This window comes from Mycobacteroides sp. H003 (genome assembly GCF_001440135.1).
GTDB classification, from domain to species: domain Bacteria; phylum Actinomycetota; class Actinomycetes; order Mycobacteriales; family Mycobacteriaceae; genus Mycobacterium; species Mycobacterium gwanakae.
Map to the genome: position 1 here is coordinate 70,642 of NZ_LJYL01000009.1, position 14,537 is coordinate 85,178.

12 protein-coding genes are annotated in these 14,537 nt (G+C 64.5%); 8 read left to right on the top strand and 4 right to left on the bottom strand.

Annotated elements, in window-relative coordinates:
* Nucleotides 1–24 precede the first annotated feature (24 nt).
* The 4 genes from AOT87_RS00700 to AOT87_RS00715 all read left to right on the top strand — a co-directional run bounded on the left by AOT87_RS00700 (nt 25) and on the right by AOT87_RS00715 (nt 5,506).
* Nucleotides 25–867 (top strand): short-chain dehydrogenase/reductase, encoded by an 843-nt coding sequence (locus AOT87_RS00700; protein ID WP_057968334.1) that lies wholly within the window; start codon nt 25–27, stop codon nt 865–867.
* Nucleotides 864–2,348, top strand: coding sequence for an NAD(P)/FAD-dependent oxidoreductase (locus tag AOT87_RS00705; protein ID WP_057968328.1), 1,485 nt, complete (start codon nt 864–866; stop codon nt 2,346–2,348). Before AOT87_RS00700 ends, AOT87_RS00705 begins: the two co-directional genes overlap by 4 nt.
* A gap of 66 nt (nt 2,349–2,414) precedes the next feature.
* Nucleotides 2,415–3,638, top strand: a complete 1,224-nt coding sequence (locus AOT87_RS00710) for a bifunctional glycosyltransferase family 2/GtrA family protein (RefSeq protein ID WP_078321631.1) — start codon at nt 2,415–2,417, stop codon at nt 3,636–3,638.
* The gene (locus tag AOT87_RS00715; RefSeq protein ID WP_057968327.1) at nt 3,608–5,506 is read left to right on the top strand and encodes a glycosyltransferase family 39 protein; all 1,899 of its coding nucleotides are present in this window, start codon (nt 3,608–3,610) and stop codon (nt 5,504–5,506) included. The genes AOT87_RS00710 and AOT87_RS00715 overlap by 31 nt, the downstream gene beginning before the upstream one ends.
* 109 nt (nt 5,507–5,615) lie before the next feature.
* Here AOT87_RS00715 and serC read toward each other — a convergent pair whose 3' ends face one another.
* A complete protein-coding gene (gene serC, locus AOT87_RS00720) occupies nt 5,616–6,731 on the bottom strand; it encodes a phosphoserine transaminase (RefSeq protein WP_057968326.1) in 1,116 nt (371 codons plus the stop codon).
* Between the two features lie 200 nt (nt 6,732–6,931).
* Here serC and AOT87_RS00725 point away from each other — a divergent pair, with 200 nt between their 5' ends.
* Both AOT87_RS00725 and AOT87_RS00730 read left to right on the top strand, forming a co-directional pair.
* Entirely contained in the window at nt 6,932–7,987 is a 1,056-nt protein-coding gene (locus AOT87_RS00725) for a diiron oxygenase (protein WP_057968325.1), read from the top strand.
* Nucleotides 7,987–9,669 carry an FAD-dependent oxidoreductase gene (locus AOT87_RS00730; protein ID WP_057968324.1) on the top strand — a complete coding sequence of 561 codons (1,683 nt, stop codon included), beginning with the start codon at nt 7,987–7,989 and terminating at the stop codon, nt 9,667–9,669. The genes AOT87_RS00725 and AOT87_RS00730 overlap by 1 nt, the downstream gene beginning before the upstream one ends.
* A gap of 3 nt (nt 9,670–9,672) precedes the next feature.
* Here the strand turns inward: AOT87_RS00730 and AOT87_RS00735 are convergent, their stop codons facing one another.
* Nucleotides 9,673–10,140, bottom strand: coding sequence for a VOC family protein (locus tag AOT87_RS00735; RefSeq protein ID WP_057968323.1), 468 nt, complete (start codon nt 10,138–10,140; stop codon nt 9,673–9,675).
* A 46-nt stretch (nt 10,141–10,186) separates the two neighbouring features.
* Nucleotides 10,187–11,323 (bottom strand): citrate synthase 2, encoded by a 1,137-nt coding sequence (locus AOT87_RS00740; RefSeq protein ID WP_030094350.1) that lies wholly within the window; start codon nt 11,321–11,323, stop codon nt 10,187–10,189.
* 110 nt (nt 11,324–11,433) lie between these two features.
* On the opposite strand from AOT87_RS00740, the gene pdxH reads away from it, so the two are divergent.
* Both pdxH and AOT87_RS00750 read left to right on the top strand, forming a co-directional pair.
* Nucleotides 11,434–12,081: a pyridoxamine 5'-phosphate oxidase gene (pdxH, locus tag AOT87_RS00745; RefSeq protein WP_057968322.1), complete on the top strand. Its 648-nt coding sequence runs from the start codon at nt 11,434–11,436 to the stop codon at nt 12,079–12,081.
* A 3-nt stretch (nt 12,082–12,084) separates the two neighbouring features.
* Entirely contained in the window at nt 12,085–12,738 is a 654-nt protein-coding gene (locus AOT87_RS00750) for a GAP family protein (RefSeq protein ID WP_057966588.1), read from the top strand.
* A 24-nt stretch (nt 12,739–12,762) separates the two neighbouring features.
* Here AOT87_RS00750 and AOT87_RS00755 read toward each other — a convergent pair whose 3' ends face one another.
* Nucleotides 12,763–14,532 carry an AMP-binding protein gene (locus tag AOT87_RS00755; RefSeq protein ID WP_081343144.1) on the bottom strand — a complete coding sequence of 590 codons (1,770 nt, stop codon included), beginning with the start codon at nt 14,530–14,532 and terminating at the stop codon, nt 12,763–12,765.
* Nucleotides 14,533–14,537: the final 5 nt, after the last annotated feature.

Consider the following 14,537-nt stretch of genomic DNA (forward strand, 5'->3'; position numbering starts at 1 on the left):
ATGTGCGATCAATACGTTCAGGCCATGGCAAGGACGTCTGATCACATGTTCGGGCAGGTGGCGGTCATCACCGGCGGTGCCAATGGCATTGGTGCCGAGGTGGTGCGGCAGCTATCGCGGCGGGGAGCTTCGGTGGCGGTGCTGGATCGGGACGCCGCCCGGGCGGATGCATTGGCTGCTGAGTTGGGGGACGGGGTGGCCGGGTTCGCCGCCGATGTCACCGATCCCGAATCGATCGCCACGGCAATGGACGCTGTTGTCCAACGATTCGGTGGAATCGACATCGTGCTCGCGAACGCGGGCATTGCCGGCCCCATCGCGACGGTCGCGAGCGTTCGGCCGCAGGAGTGGCAGCAGGTGATCGATGTGAACCTGGTGGGCGTGTTCCACACCGCGCGGATCGCTCTTCCGCACGTTCGGGCGCGACGCGGATACGTGATGGTGGTGGCCTCTGCGGCAGCCGGGCTTCCCGGTCCGACCTTCAGCGCCTACATGGCCGCTAAGTGGGGTGTTGAGGCGCTGGCACGTGCATTGCGAATCGAGCTGTCCGACAGTGGGGTTAGTGTCGGCATCGCGTACTTCGGGCTGATCGACACCGAGCTGGGGAATTCGATAGCAGCTAACCACGGTCTCGGGGCCATCATGTCCACCCTCCCGGATTTTGTTGGCAAGGCCGCTCCCGTCAGCGCCGCAGGCACGGCCATTGTCGAGGGCATCGCACGGCGCAGTCGTCGGGTGTACGCACCACGCTGGGTGCCATTGTTGTTGGACCTAAGGACAGCCGTCTATCACCTGGACGGACTACTCGGTCGAAATAGACGACTGCGGAAGGCGATTCGCGAAGCGGATGCGGGGATGGCGGCATGATGCGCCGGTCACCCTCTGTTGCGATCGTCGGAGCAGGCATGTCCGGTCTGTGTATGGCGGCGATGCTGCACCAGACGGGCGTTACCGATATCACCATTCTGGAGAAGGCGGATGAGGTCGGCGGCACCTGGCGAGACAACACCTACCCCGGCCTGAGCTGTGATATCCCTTCTCGTTTTTACCAATTCACCTTTGCGCCGAAGCCGGACTGGACCAGGTTCTTCTCGCCAGGGGGTGAAATCGGGGAGTATTTCCGGCGTTTCGCCACCGAGTTCGATCTTCGCCGACGGATTCGGTTCGGTACCACGGTCACCGAGGCCCGGTTCGAGGACGGCCGGTGGCGGGTGTGGACCGATCAAGGCGATGTCTTTGTCGTCGATTTTTTGATCTCGGCTACCGGCATCTTGCGGGAACCGCGATATCCGACCATCGACGGGCTCGCCGATTTCCACGGTCCGGTGATGCATTCGGCACGCTGGGACCACTCCGTCGACCCCACGGGGAAACGCGTCGCGGTCATCGGTACCGGATCGACGGGGGTGCAGATCGTCTGCGGCCTCGAACCGGTTGTGGGCGAATTGAAACTGTTTCAGCGCAGCGCCCAATGGGTGGTGCCCGTCCCCAACCCGTCGTACACGAAGCTGGCGGACATGGTGCGTGCCAGGGTGCCGATCCTCAGTGCCGCGGCCTACCACGGCTACCGCAGTGTGTTCGAGTTCCTTGCCGCGGCGTTGGTTCGTCCCGGCTGGCAACGCCGCCTGATTTCGGCACTGTGCAGGGCCAACCTTCGGACCGTGACGGATCCGGACCTGCGGCGCAGGCTCACCCCGGACTACCAGCCGATGTGCCGAAGGCTGGTGATCTCCGCGGGGTTTTATCGTGCGATGCAGCGTCCCCACGTCGCCCTGGTGGACACGGCGATCGATCACGTCGAACAACAGGGGATAGTGACTGCCGGGGGGCGGCTACACGAGGTGGATGCCATCGTGCTGGCCACCGGATTCGATGCCCATGCTTTCATGCGCCCGATGAATCTCATTGGGCAAGAGGGTATTACGATCGATGCGCTGTGGTCCGGCGGCCCCGTGGCACATCTGGGGGTGGGCCTGCCGGGTTTCCCGAATTTCTTCATGCTGATGGGTCCGCATAGCCCGGTCGGCAACTATTCACTCACCGCGATCGCCGAGCACCAGTGCGAGCACATTCTGCGCTGGGTCCGTCGCTGGCAGGACAATCAGATCGACGCGGTGGCACCCTCTGCTGCCGCGACGGCGGCATTCAATGCCGAGATGCGGGCCGCCATGCCGGGCACGGTGTGGGCCACGGGTTGCACCAGCTGGTACCTGGGTAAGGACGGCGTCCCCGAACTGTGGCCATGGACGCCCGATGCATATCGGCATCGACTGGCAGCCGAGCCGAACCCATCCGACTATGACCTTGTGACGCCGGATGCCAGATTGGTCGAACGCCTGCGAAGGTAACCCCTCACAGGAAACTCACAGTGGCGACCCAGTTGTGTCAGAGCGGGGGGCACCATTGTCACTCTTGTGACCAGTGTGATGCAGCCGATCGACACCGCGACGGCACCGACCGCAGTACTCGCGTCGACCCTCGACATCGTGATCCCCGTTTACAACGAGGAGAACGACCTGGAGCGGTGCGTTCGCCGACTGCACGCGTTCCTTGCCAACGAGGTTCCGTACACGGCTCGCATCACCATCGCCGACAACGCCAGTACCGATGGCACCCTGCAGATCGCGCACCGGCTGGCCGCCGAACTCGACCATGTCGACGTGCTGCATCTGGAGGAGAAGGGACGGGGACGGGCGCTGGCCGCGGCGTGGCTGTCCTCGGACGCGGAGGTTGTGGCGTACTGCGATGTGGATCTGTCCACCGACCTCAACGCACTGATGCCGCTTGTCGCACCCCTGATCTCGGGACACTCGGATGTCGCCTACGGGTCCCGGCTCAACCGCAATTCGCGGGTGGTACGCGGGCCCAAGCGCGAATTCATCTCACGCACCTACAACCTGATTCTGCATGCCTCGCTGCAGGTCCGGTTCTCCGATGCCCAGTGCGGATTCAAGGCGATCCGCGCCGACGTGGCGCGCCAGCTGCTCCCGTTGGTCGAGGACAAGGAATGGTTCTTCGACACCGAACTGCTGGTGTTGGCCGAGCGGGTTGGCCTGCGCATCCACGAGGTGCCGGTCGACTGGGTGGATGACCCGGACAGCCGTGTCGACATCGTCGACACTGTCCGCAAGGACCTGCTGGGCATCTGGCGACTGGGCCGGGCCCTCATGCTCGGCACCCTGCCGCTGGAAGAGCTACGTCACAGCCTCGGGCGTGAACCCCTCGTCGAGGGCGTGCCTGCCGGCATGGTCGGTCAGTTGGTCCGGTTCGGAATCATCGGTGTGGCAAGCACATTGGCTTATGCCTTGCTATTCCTGGTCTTGCACGGAGCGGTGGGGGATCAGGCCGCCAATTTCCTGGCGCTGCTCATCACCGCGGTGCTCAACACCTCGGCCAACAGGTTCTTCACCTTCGGCGTGCGGGGTCGGCGCGACGCGGCCAAGCATCAGTTCCAGGGGCTTGTCATCTTCGGCATCGGGTTGGCCCTCACCAGCGGATCTCTGGTGGCCATGCACCACCTTGTCCCCGATGCCTCCAAGCATCTGTTGCTGATCGTGCTGACCGTGGCCAACCTCGTTGCCACCCTCGTTCGGTTCGTCGGATTGCGGTGGGTGTTCCGAAGCGCGAGCATCCGCTAGTGCGGGAACAGTCCCGGGAGCGGATCAGCGTTGCTCTCCTGCTGATCGGCACCGCGGCGGCATATCTGGTTAATCTCGGCTCCAACGGCTGGGCCAACTCCTTTTATTCTGCTGCGGTGCAGGCGGGTTCGGTCTCGTGGAAGGCCGCGTTCTTCGGATCGTCGGATGCCGCCAACTCGATCACTGTCGACAAACCGCCGGCCTCGCTATGGCTCATGGAACTGTCCGCGCGCATCTTCGGGCTCAGTAGTTGGAGCATCCTGGTGCCCCAGGTGCTTTTGGGCGTGGCATCGGTCGGGCTGTTGTACGTGACCGTTCGCCGGTATTTCGGCCATGGGACGGGTCTGCTGGCCGGTCTGGTGCTTGCGGTGACGCCGGTCGCGGTCCTGATGTTCCGCTTCAACAACCCGGACGCGCTGTTGGTCTTTCTGATGATCGCCGCGGTATGGGCGATGATGCGCGGTATCGAGGATGGCCGCACTCGCTGGCTGCTTCTGGTCGGCGCGCTGGTCGGATTCGGCTTCCTCACCAAGCAGCTGCAGGTGCTGCTCGTCATCCCGCCCATCGCGCTGACGTATGTGATCGCCGCGCCGGTGGGTGTGGGGAAGCGATTGGTGCAGCTTGCCGGATCGGCTGCCGCGGCGGTAGTTTCGGCAGGTTGGTGGATTGTCACCGTGGAGCTGTGGCCCCCGGGCTCGCGCCCGTGGATTGGCGGATCGCCCGATAACTCGATTCTGGAGCTCACCCTCGGCTACAACGGGTTGGGTCGGCTCAACGGCAACGAGAAGGGCAGCGCGTCCGGTCCGCGTGACGAGATGTACGGCTTCGGTGGCCATTTCGGGAGCGAACCGGGGTTCGGCAGGTTGTTCCAACCGGCGCTTGGCGGGCAGATCGCCTGGCTGCTCCCGACGGCGGCGGCCCTGGCGGTGTTGGGTCTGGTCTTGCTGCGCAAGGACTCCCGAACGGACACACGCCGCGCGGTGCTGATCGTTTTCGGGTTGTGGGTGCTCACCACCGGCACCGTCTTCAGCTACATGCAAGGAATCTTCCACCCCTACTACTCGGTGGCGCTGTCGCCTGCGGTCGCCGCACTTGTGGGGGCGGGTACGCTCATCGCCTGGCGAGAGCGTGAACGATCTTGGGTGCGTTGGTCTTTGGTGGCCGCGCTATTGCTCACGGTGGTGATGGCCTGGATCTTGCTGGGGCGTTCCCCGGAGTTTGTGCCCTGGCTGCGCTGGGTGATTCTGATCCTGGGGCTCGTCGCTGTCGTCGGCCTGGTCCTGAACAGGTATCCCAAGGCTGTCGCCGCCGCCGCGCTCATCGTGGCGTTGGCCGGTCCGGTCGCATACTCGGTCCAGACCATCGCGACGCCACATAGTGGAGCGCTTCCCTCGGCCGGGCCCGAGGTCAAGGGCGGCGGATTCCCCGACTTCCCGGATATGCCCGGACGAGGGCATCGTCCGGAATTCGAGGCCGGCCCGAAACGTGGCGGAGGTCTGCTCGATGGCAGTGATCCGGGCCCCAAGATTGTTGCCGCGCTGGAGGCCAACGCTGACCGCTACACCTGGGTGGCTGCTGCCGTCGGCTCCAACAAGGCGTCGGGCTATCAGCTGGCCACGGGCCGTCCGGTGATGCCCATCGGTGGATTCAACGGGACCGACCCGTCACCGACGCTGGCGCAGTTTCAGCAATACGTGGCCGACGGGCAGATCCATTACTTCATCGATGGGGAGGGCGGTGGCCATGGTGGCGAGGGATTCAGCCCCCCGGGCAGTGAGACCTCGAAAGCCATCCAGGAGTGGGTGCAGCACACGTTCGCCAAACAGACCATCGACGACGTCGATGTCTACGACCTCACGGATCACTAGCACCCGGTCGAGTGGGAACCTGACGCGGTTTTTGTGGTGTTTTTCCTCGTCAGGTTCCCACTCGGGGCGTAAGGCGTTGAGCGTAAGGCGTTGAGCGTAAGGCGTTGAATCAGAGACGCTCGACGACCCAGTCGATGCACTGCGTCAGCTGGGAGATGTCCTCGGGGTCGATGGCCGCGAACATCGCCACCCGCAGCTGGTTGCGGCCCAGCTTGCGATACGGCTCGGTGTCCACCACGCCATTGGCGCGCAACACCTTCGCAACGGCGGCCGCGTCCACGTCGTCGTTGAAGTCGATGGTGCCCACCACCTGTGAGCGCTGCGCCGGGTCCGCGACGAATGGGGTGGTGAACGACGTCGCTTCGGCCCAGGAGTACAGCCGCGATGCCGAATCGGCGGTCCGCTTGGTGGCCCAATCCAGACCGCCGTTGCTCAGCAGCCAGTCGATCTGATCGGCCAGCAGCAGCAGCGTGCCGATGGCCGGTGTGTTGTAGGTCTGGTTCTTGAGGCTGTTCTCCACGGCGATCGGCAGCGACAGGATGTCGGGCACCCAACGTCCGCTGCCACCGATCTCCTCCACCCGCTCCAGGGCCGCCGGGCTCAGGAGTGACAGCCATAGTCCGCCGTCGCCGGCGAAGTTCTTCTGCGGCGCGAAGTAGTACGCGTCTACTTCCGACAGATCCACCGGCAGCCCACCGGCGCCGGAGGTGGCGTCGATGAGCACCAGCGCGTTCTCCGAGCCGGCCGGACGCTGGACCGGAACCATGACACCGGTCGAGGTCTCGTTGTGTGCCCAGGCGATCACATCGGCGGAAGGATCCGAGACCGGAGCGGGAGCACTGCCCGCATCGGCGACCACCTTGATCGGGTCACCGACGAACGGGTTCTTGGCCACACAGGAGGCGAACTTCGCGCTGAACTCGCCGAAGGTCAGGTGCAGCGACTTCTCGCGGATCAGGCCGAACGCGGCAGCGTCCCAGAACAACGTGGAGCCGCCGTTGCCGAGGATTACCTCGTAGCCCTCGGGAGCCTTGAACAGCTCTTTGAGGCCCTCGCGAACGCGGCCGACGAGGTTTTTGACGGGTGCTTGCCGATGCGACGTGCCAAAGAGGGCGGCTCCGGCGTCCACGAGCGATTGCAGCTGTTCGGGACGAACTTTGGAGGGGCCGCAGCCGAAACGTCCGTCGGCGGGCAGGAGGTCAGCGGGGATGGTCAATTCAGCCACGGCTACCAGCCTAAACGGTGGCCCATTGAGACCTGCCTCACACAAAACAAAGCCTGCAGAGAACGTCACATGGGACGTTTCGTCCCAAACCTAGATTGGGCCTTCTCGCCCTGTTTACACTCGCCCAGAGCTTGTAGACTTTCAAGTAGCCCCAGAACGTAAAAGTTTGCAGGTCCGTTACTTAATCAAAGGAGATAGGCATGTCCCTCCGCGAGAAGTTGCGCGCGAAGAAGGAAGTGCGTGGCGACGCTAAGTACGTCCAGGTGCTGGAGACCCTGTCGCACGGATCGACGAACCGGAACTTCGATCCGTTTATCGACATCGACTGGGACTCGCCCGAGTACGCCGTCGTCCCCAATGACACCCGCTGGGTGCTCCCGCATCGCACGGATCCGCTCGGCCGGCACCCCTGGTACCAGGCGCAACCGCTGGAGAAGCAGATCGAGATCGGCATGTGGCGCCAGGCCAACGTCGCCAAGGTGGGTCTGCACTTCGAGAGCATCCTGATCCGTGGCCTGATCCAGTACGCCTTCAGTGTGCCCAATGGCTCCCCAGAGTTCCGCTACCTCAACCACGAGTCCATCGAAGAGTGCAACCACACCCTGATGTTCCAGGAGATGGTGAACCGCCTCGGTGTCGACGTGCCGGGTATGCCGCGTCTGCTGCGCTGGCTGTCCCCGTTCATTCCGCTGGCTTCCACTGTCGCACCCGAGACCTTCTTCATCGGTGTGCTTGCCGGGGAAGAGCCCATCGACCACACCCAGAAGAACGTGCTGCGCGAGGGCGACAATCTGCACCCGATCATGCGCCGCGTCATGGAGATCCATGTCGCCGAGGAGGCCCGGCACATCTCGTTCGCGCATGAGTACCTGCACAAGCGCGTCCCGGCCATGCACTGGTTCAACCGGTTTGTGCTGTCCATCAGCACCCCGATCATCATGCGGGTGCTGATGGGCGCCATCATGACGCCGCCGCGCAGCTTCGCCCGGAAGTTCGACATCCCGCAGGACGTGATGAAGGAGATCTTCTGGAAGAGCCCTGCCTCGCGCCAGACGATGAGCGAGGTCTTCTCCGACGTCCGGATGCTGTGCCGCGAGGTTGGCATGATGAACCCCATCGCCAAGCTGGTGTGGCGGGTATTGCACATCGATGGCCGTGCGGCCCGTTACCGCAGTGAGCCGCAGCGTGGCCCGCTGGTGAACTACTCGGCTCCCGAAGCCGCAGTGGCTGATTCACACAGCGCTGTTCCCGCCTGATGCCGCACGTAGTTACCCAGGCGTGCTGTAACGAGGGCTCCTGCGTTTACGCATGCCCGGTGAACTGCATCCATCCCACGCCGGATGAGCCTGATTTCCTCAAGGCGGAGATGCTGCACATCGATGCATCGGCATGCGTCGACTGCGGTGCCTGCGTTGCGGCGTGCCCGGTCGATGCCATCAAGCCGGACTCGGTGCTCAAGGAAGAGCAGTTGCCCTTCCTGCGGATCAACTCCGAGTTCTATCCGCGCGAAATCCCCCGCGCCAGCTTGGCTCCGGTCATTCAGGCGCCGCCCGTCCGCTCCAGCGGGCGCGGACTGAAGGTGGCCATCGTCGGCTCCGGCCCCGCGGCCATGTACGCCGCCGACGAACTGTTGACCCAGCCGAACGTGAAGGTCAGCATGTTCGAGAGGTTGCCTGCCCCTTACGGTTTGGTGCGTGCCGGGGTGGCCCCCGATCACCAGCAGACCAAGCGAGTGACCAAGCTGTTCGACACGATGGCCGCGCAGCCCAACTTCGAGTTCTTCCTGAACGTCGAGGTAGGCAAGGACGTCAGCCATGACGAACTGCTGGCGCATCACCATGCGGTGATCTACTCCGTTGGAGCGTCCTCCGATCGGCGCCTGGATATCCCGGGGATCGCACTGCCGGGTAGCGCCACCGCCACCGAGGTTGTCGCGTGGATCAACGCCCACCCCGACTACACCGACTTCCGGGTTGACCTCGATCACGAACGTGCCGTCGTGATCGGTAACGGGAACGTGGCCCTGGACGTAGCGCGTGTGCTCACCGGGAGCACCGACCGCCTCGCCCGTACGGATATCTCGGATACCGCACTGACCGCGTTGCGCAGCAGCGCACTGCGTGAGGTGGTCATCGTCGGGCGCCGTGGGCCGGAACACTCCGCGTTCACGCTGCCTGAGCTGCTTGGTCTCGTGGGGTTGCCCGATATGACGGTGGTGATCGACGACGAAACGGCCAAGCTGGTCGACGAGGCGCTGCAGACGCATCTGGAGCCGCTGACCCGCCAGAAGCTGGAGGTGCTGAGCACCTGCCCGCGCGAGGCGCGGGAGCCGGGCGGTAAGACCATTCGTTTCGCCTACAACCGCACTCCCGTCAAGGTCTTGGGGGAGGGGCGCGTGACGGGCATCGAGTTCCAGCACGGCGACGCCGTCGACACCATCGATGCGGGACTGGTGCTCACCTCGATCGGTTACCGCGGCGTGCCGATGCCTGATGTGCCGTTCGACGATCAGCGTGCGGTGATCCCGAATGAGCAGGGGCGCGTGACGGATCCGGCCACAGGCAAGGCGCATCCCGGAACCTATGTGGCGGGATGGATCAAGCGCGGTCCGACCGGATTCATCGGGACCAACAAGTCCTGCTCGCAGCAGACCGTTACCTCGCTGGTAGAGGATTACAACAACGGATTGCTCGCCGATCCCGTGCAACGGCTGTCAGGCTTGTCCAAGCTGATCCAGCGGCGTCAGCCCACGATTGTCGATCACGATGGCTGGCTGGCGATCGACCGTGCGGAGATTGCGCGCGGCAAGGGCGAAGGCCGTCCGCGTGACAAGTTCGTCTCGGTGCCGGAAATGCTTCGCGTGGCCGCGAACGCCCCACAACCACCGTTGTGGCGCAAGGCAATCCGCGGATCGGCGTTGGAAGAGCTGCTCCGGTAGGGCCTACTCGCCGCCGCCGGCGACGTACTTCTTGAGGTCTTCGGGGTTGACGATCTTCACCGGTTGGCCCAATGACCACAGGTGCCCGAACGGGTCCTTGATGACGCCGAAGCGGTCGCCCCAGAACTGGTCTTCGAGTGGCATCTCGATGCTCGCTCCGGCGTCGACGGCACGGCTGAACCAGTGGTCGACATTGGGCACCGTGAGGTGGATGGTGACCGGGGTGCCGCCGAGGGCGGTGGGCGTGCTGGATTTGCCGTCGTTGTACTCGGGAAAATCGTCATTCATCATGATGGTCGTGCCGTTGATCTTGACGGCGGCGTGCATCACCTTGCCGTCGGGAGTCTCCAGTAGTCCGAGCTCTTCGGCACCAAAGGCCTTCTTATAGAACTCGATCGCCGCGCGCGAATCCTCGACGATGATGTAGGGCGAGACGGAGGGTTCTACTGGGGGGAGGTCGGGAGGGGTCATAGGCCCCACCCAACCACCTCCCGCGTAGTGACGCCAGAAGTTCAGGTTATGCGTCTACCCGAGAGCGCAGCAGCCCGAACCCTTCCACGGACTCGATCGGACGCGGCCCGGGCCCGACATACAGTGCGGCCGGTCGCACCAGCTTGTCGAGACGCTTCTGCTCCAGGATGTGCGCGCTCCAGCCCGCGGTGCGGGCACAGGTGAACATCGCCGGCATCATGCGGGTCGGCACCTGCGCGAAGTCGAGTATGACCGCTGCCCAGAACTCGACATTGGTCTCGATGACACGGTCGGGACGACGTTCGCGCAGCTCGGTGAGGGCGGCCTGCTCAACGGCGGCGGCCACCTCGTAGCGGGCGGCGTCGAGGCGCTTGGCGGTGCTGCGCAGCACGCGCGCCCGCGGATCCTCGGCCCGGTACACCCGGTGACCGAAGCCCATGAGCTTCTCGCGGCGATCCAGGATGCCCTTGATGACGCCGCGGGCGTCGCCGGTCTTTTCCGCCTGCTCGATCATGGGCAGTACGCGGGCGGGTGCGCCGCCGTGCAGCGGACCGCTCATCGCGCCCACCGCACCGGAGAGGGCGGCCGCCACATCGGCGCCGGTGGAGGCGATGACCCGGGCGGTGAAGGTTGAGGCGTTCATACCGTGTTCGGCGGCAGACACCCAGTAGGCGTCGATGGCCTCGACGTGCTTGGGATCGGGATCGCCCTGCCAGCGAGTCATGAAACGTTCTGTCACGGTGGAGCATTCATCGATCAGGCGTTGGGGTACGGCGGGTTCGGCGTTGCCTCGTGCGGACTGGGCGACGTACGAAAGCGCCATCACCGAGGCGCGGGCCAGCTGATTTCGCGCGACTGATTCCTCGGTGTCCAGCAGCGGCTCAAAGCCCCAGATGGGAGCGAGCATGGCCAGCCCGGCCTGCACGTCCACGCGGACGTCCCCGGTGTGAACCGGGATGGGGAAGGGCTCGGCCGGTGGGAGGCCCTGGCCGAACTTACCGTCGACCAACAGTGCCCATACGTCACCGAAGGTCACCCGCTGGGTGACCAGATCCTCGATGTCGACACCGCGGTAGCGCAGGGCTCCGCCGTCCTTATCGGGCTCGGCGATTTCGGTGGCGAAGGCCGTCACGCCCTCCAGTCCAGGTGCGAAATCCGCTGGTAGCGGCGCTGCAACCGTCATGATTCTCGACTCCCTACCTGTGGGTAACAACTCGGTAAAGGCGATTCTTGCACCTGCAAATAAGGGTGATTCTTAGTCACCTTGATCTCTCTTAGACGCTCGCCTGTAGCGTGATTTTCGTGACCGAATGGCTGCGCTCGGACTACCGTCCCGGAGAAAAGGACGGCAGTGGCGATCTGGATGTCGATTGGCTGGCCGACGGCTGGCTTCCCTTGTTGCGCAAATGGTTTGACCTTGCGGTGTCCTCGGGTATCCCCGAACCGAATGCGATGGTGCTTGCCACTGTCGATGGCGGCCGGCCCGTGACGCGCACGGTGCTGTGCAAGGGGCTCGACTCCGCGGGTGTGACGTTCTTCTCAAACTATGACTCCGCCAAGGGGCGCCAACTCCAGCAAGCGCCCTACGCGAGCGTCACCTTTCCCTGGTACGCGCTGGGGCGGCAGGTCCACGTGCGTGGCGCGGTGACCAAGGTCGATCCGGCCCAGACCGCCAACTACTGGACCAACCGTCCGCGCGGATCGCAGCTGGGGGCCTGGGCCTCACAGCAGTCGGCGCCCATCGAATCGCGAGCGGCACTGTTGGCTCAGCTTGATGACGTCACTGCTCGGTTCGCCGATGTGGAGACGGTGCCGGTGCCCCCGCAGTGGGGTGGCTACGTGATCGCTCCGGAGACGGTGGAGTTCTGGCAGGGCCGTGAGAACCGCGTGCACAACCGGATTGTTTTGCAAGACGGGCGGATTGAGCGGCTGCAGCCCTGACATATGTGGATCACATTGCTGGTGATGGCCCTTGCCGTCAGCTTCGAACCGTTCCGGCTGGGCATGACGGTGCTGATGCTGAATCGGCCGCGCCCACAGCTGCAGCTGCTGGCGTTTCTGTGTGGTGGGTTCGTCATGGGGACGACAGTGGGGCTCGTGGTGCTGTTCACCTTCCGGCACGTGTCGACTGGATCGGCGCAGTTCACGTTGCCGCGGGTGCAGATCGGCATCGGGGTGGCGGCACTGCTCGTCGCCGCGTTACTGGCGTCTCGGGTGCGGGGTCCATCGTCAAATGCGCAGTTGGACAAGGTCACCGGGCGTATTCAGTCCATCGCGACGGGCGGATCGCTGTGGGTGGCATTGGTTGCCGGGCTGGGAATCGCCCTGCCCTCGGTTGATTTTCTGGCCGCGCTGGCCGTGATCGTGGCCTCGGGCACCCCGGCGGCCACGCAGGTCACCGCCCTGCTGATGTTCAACATCATCGCCTTCGCGCTGATCGAGGTTCCGCTACTGGCCCATGTTGTGGCGCCGGAGCGCACGGCTGAGGTGATGGCGAGGCTCAACAGCTGGATACAGTCCAACCGTCGCCGCAACATCGCGCTAGTGCTGGCCGTGGTCGGATGTGTGCTGCTCGCCGTCGGGTTAGCCGCGATCTGACGGCATTCGCCAGTCGCGTCGGGGTCAGGAAACCCCTACGCGGGTGTCCGAGTCCAGTCGGGTGAACTCGTCCTGGAGATACTGCTCGACGCAGGCCGCGCGCCGGATTTTGCCGCTCGTCGTGGTGGGAAGTGACCCGGCCGGCACGAGCACAAGGTCTCCGACATTCACGCCGTGCGCGTTGGCTATCGCCGAGGTGACCTCGCTCTTGATCTCATGGAGCCAGTGCGCCACCGACTCGTCAGAATCTGCGCGCTTCTTGAGCTCGATGACGGTCACCAGCTTCTCGGTGCTGTCGAACGGCACCGATATCGCCGCGACTCGACCGCGCGTGATCTCTTGAACCGTCGCCTCGATGTCTTCGGGGTAGTAGTTACGCCCGCGGATGATCAGTAGGTCCTTGATGCGGCCGACGATGAACAGCTCGCCGTCGGAGATGAACCCGAGGTCACCGGTTCTCAGCCAGGGGCCTTCTGGAGTACCGGGCGACGGCTCGGTCACCTTCGCGCCGAAGCACCGCTGCTCCTCGGGTGACTTGCGCCAGTAGCCGGAGGCGACATTCTCGCCGTGCACCCAGATCTCGCCGACCACCTCCGGTGCGCACTCCCGGTGTGTGTCACTGTCGATGATCCGCACCGTGGGGGATTGCGGCACATGGTATTTGACCAGCGCCGTGCCGGTCCCGGCCGGGCAGCGCCGCACGCGGCCCGCAGACAGCTCTTCGACGTCGAAATGAGCAGCAGGCTCGGTCTCGCTCCAGGTGCCCGAGGCCACGAAGACGGTGGCCTCCGCCAGCCCATAGGACGGGCGCATCATGTGGTCCTGGAAGTTGAAGTGCGCGAACCGATCGACGAAGCGCCGCAAGGTGGCCTGCTCGACGCGCTCGGCACCGCTGATGATGCCGAGAACTCCGCCCAGATCGAGCCCGGCCAGGTCGGCATCGGTCGTCTTGCGGGCCGCCAAATCAAAGGCGAAGTTGGGTGCCGAGGACCACGCGTGTGGGTTCTTGGCCAGTGCTCGCACCCACCGCGAAGGGCTTTCCAAGAATGCGATCGGGCTGGTCAAGTCGGCGTGGTAGCCGCCCAGGATCGGGGCGCAGACACCCAGCACCAGACCCATGTCGTGATAGAAGGGCAACCAGGACACGATGGTGGCATCCGCCGGAATCCTGGAACCGGTGTCCACGAAGAAGCTGCGCATCAACTGTTCGAAATTCGACTGAAGGTTGCGGTGGGACAGCACGACGCCGGTGGGTGTTCGGGTCGAACCCGAGCTGTACTGCAGGTACGCGATGTCCGGTACGTCGGCCGGAACGGTGCTCGGCCCGCCGTCGATGTCGAGCCGCAGCGTGTCGATCTCGATGATCTTGGGGGCGATCTCGAGGCGCGACTGGTCGACATAGTCGCCCACATCTGAGGCAACCGCCGAGGTCGTGAGAACCACCGAGGGCGAGGTGTCATCGAAGACGGCACTCACCCGGTCAAGGCTCGAACCGCGGTGTGGCAGCGGGAGCGGCACAGCGATCAGCCCGGCTTGCATGGACCCCAGGAAGGCCAGGATGTACTCGAGGCTTTGTGGAGCCAGGATGAGCGCCCTGTCGCCGGCCGCCGCGTGCTGGCCGAGTTCGCGAGCCACGTTGAAGGTGCGACGCGACAACTGTGACCAGGTGAGGCTTTCGGCGACGCCCGTTGGGCTGTGGCTGTAGTCGGTAAAGGTGAACGCGATGTCATCCGGGCGCAGGCTCGCCCGGCCGTGCAGCATCGACAGGATGGATGACTGGGTTGAAGGTGTCATGGTGT

Excerpts from the sequence above, each read along its gene's own strand:
- AOT87_RS00755 (WP_081343144.1), bottom strand. The coding sequence starts at position 14,532 with ATGACACCTTCAACCCAGTCATCCATCCTGTCGATGCTGCACGGCCGG.
- AOT87_RS00700 (WP_057968334.1), top strand. The coding sequence starts at position 25 with ATGGCAAGGACGTCTGATCACATGTTCGGGCAGGTGGCGGTCATCACC.
- AOT87_RS00705 (WP_057968328.1), top strand. The coding sequence starts at position 864 with ATGATGCGCCGGTCACCCTCTGTTGCGATCGTCGGAGCAGGCATGTCC.
- AOT87_RS00750 (WP_057966588.1), top strand. The coding sequence starts at position 12,085 with ATGTGGATCACATTGCTGGTGATGGCCCTTGCCGTCAGCTTCGAACCG.
- AOT87_RS00740 (WP_030094350.1), bottom strand. The coding sequence starts at position 11,323 with ATGACGGTTGCAGCGCCGCTACCAGCGGATTTCGCACCTGGACTGGAG.
- AOT87_RS00735 (WP_057968323.1), bottom strand. The coding sequence starts at position 10,140 with ATGACCCCTCCCGACCTCCCCCCAGTAGAACCCTCCGTCTCGCCCTAC.
- AOT87_RS00730 (WP_057968324.1), top strand. The coding sequence starts at position 7,987 with ATGCCGCACGTAGTTACCCAGGCGTGCTGTAACGAGGGCTCCTGCGTT.
- AOT87_RS00725 (WP_057968325.1), top strand. The coding sequence starts at position 6,932 with ATGTCCCTCCGCGAGAAGTTGCGCGCGAAGAAGGAAGTGCGTGGCGAC.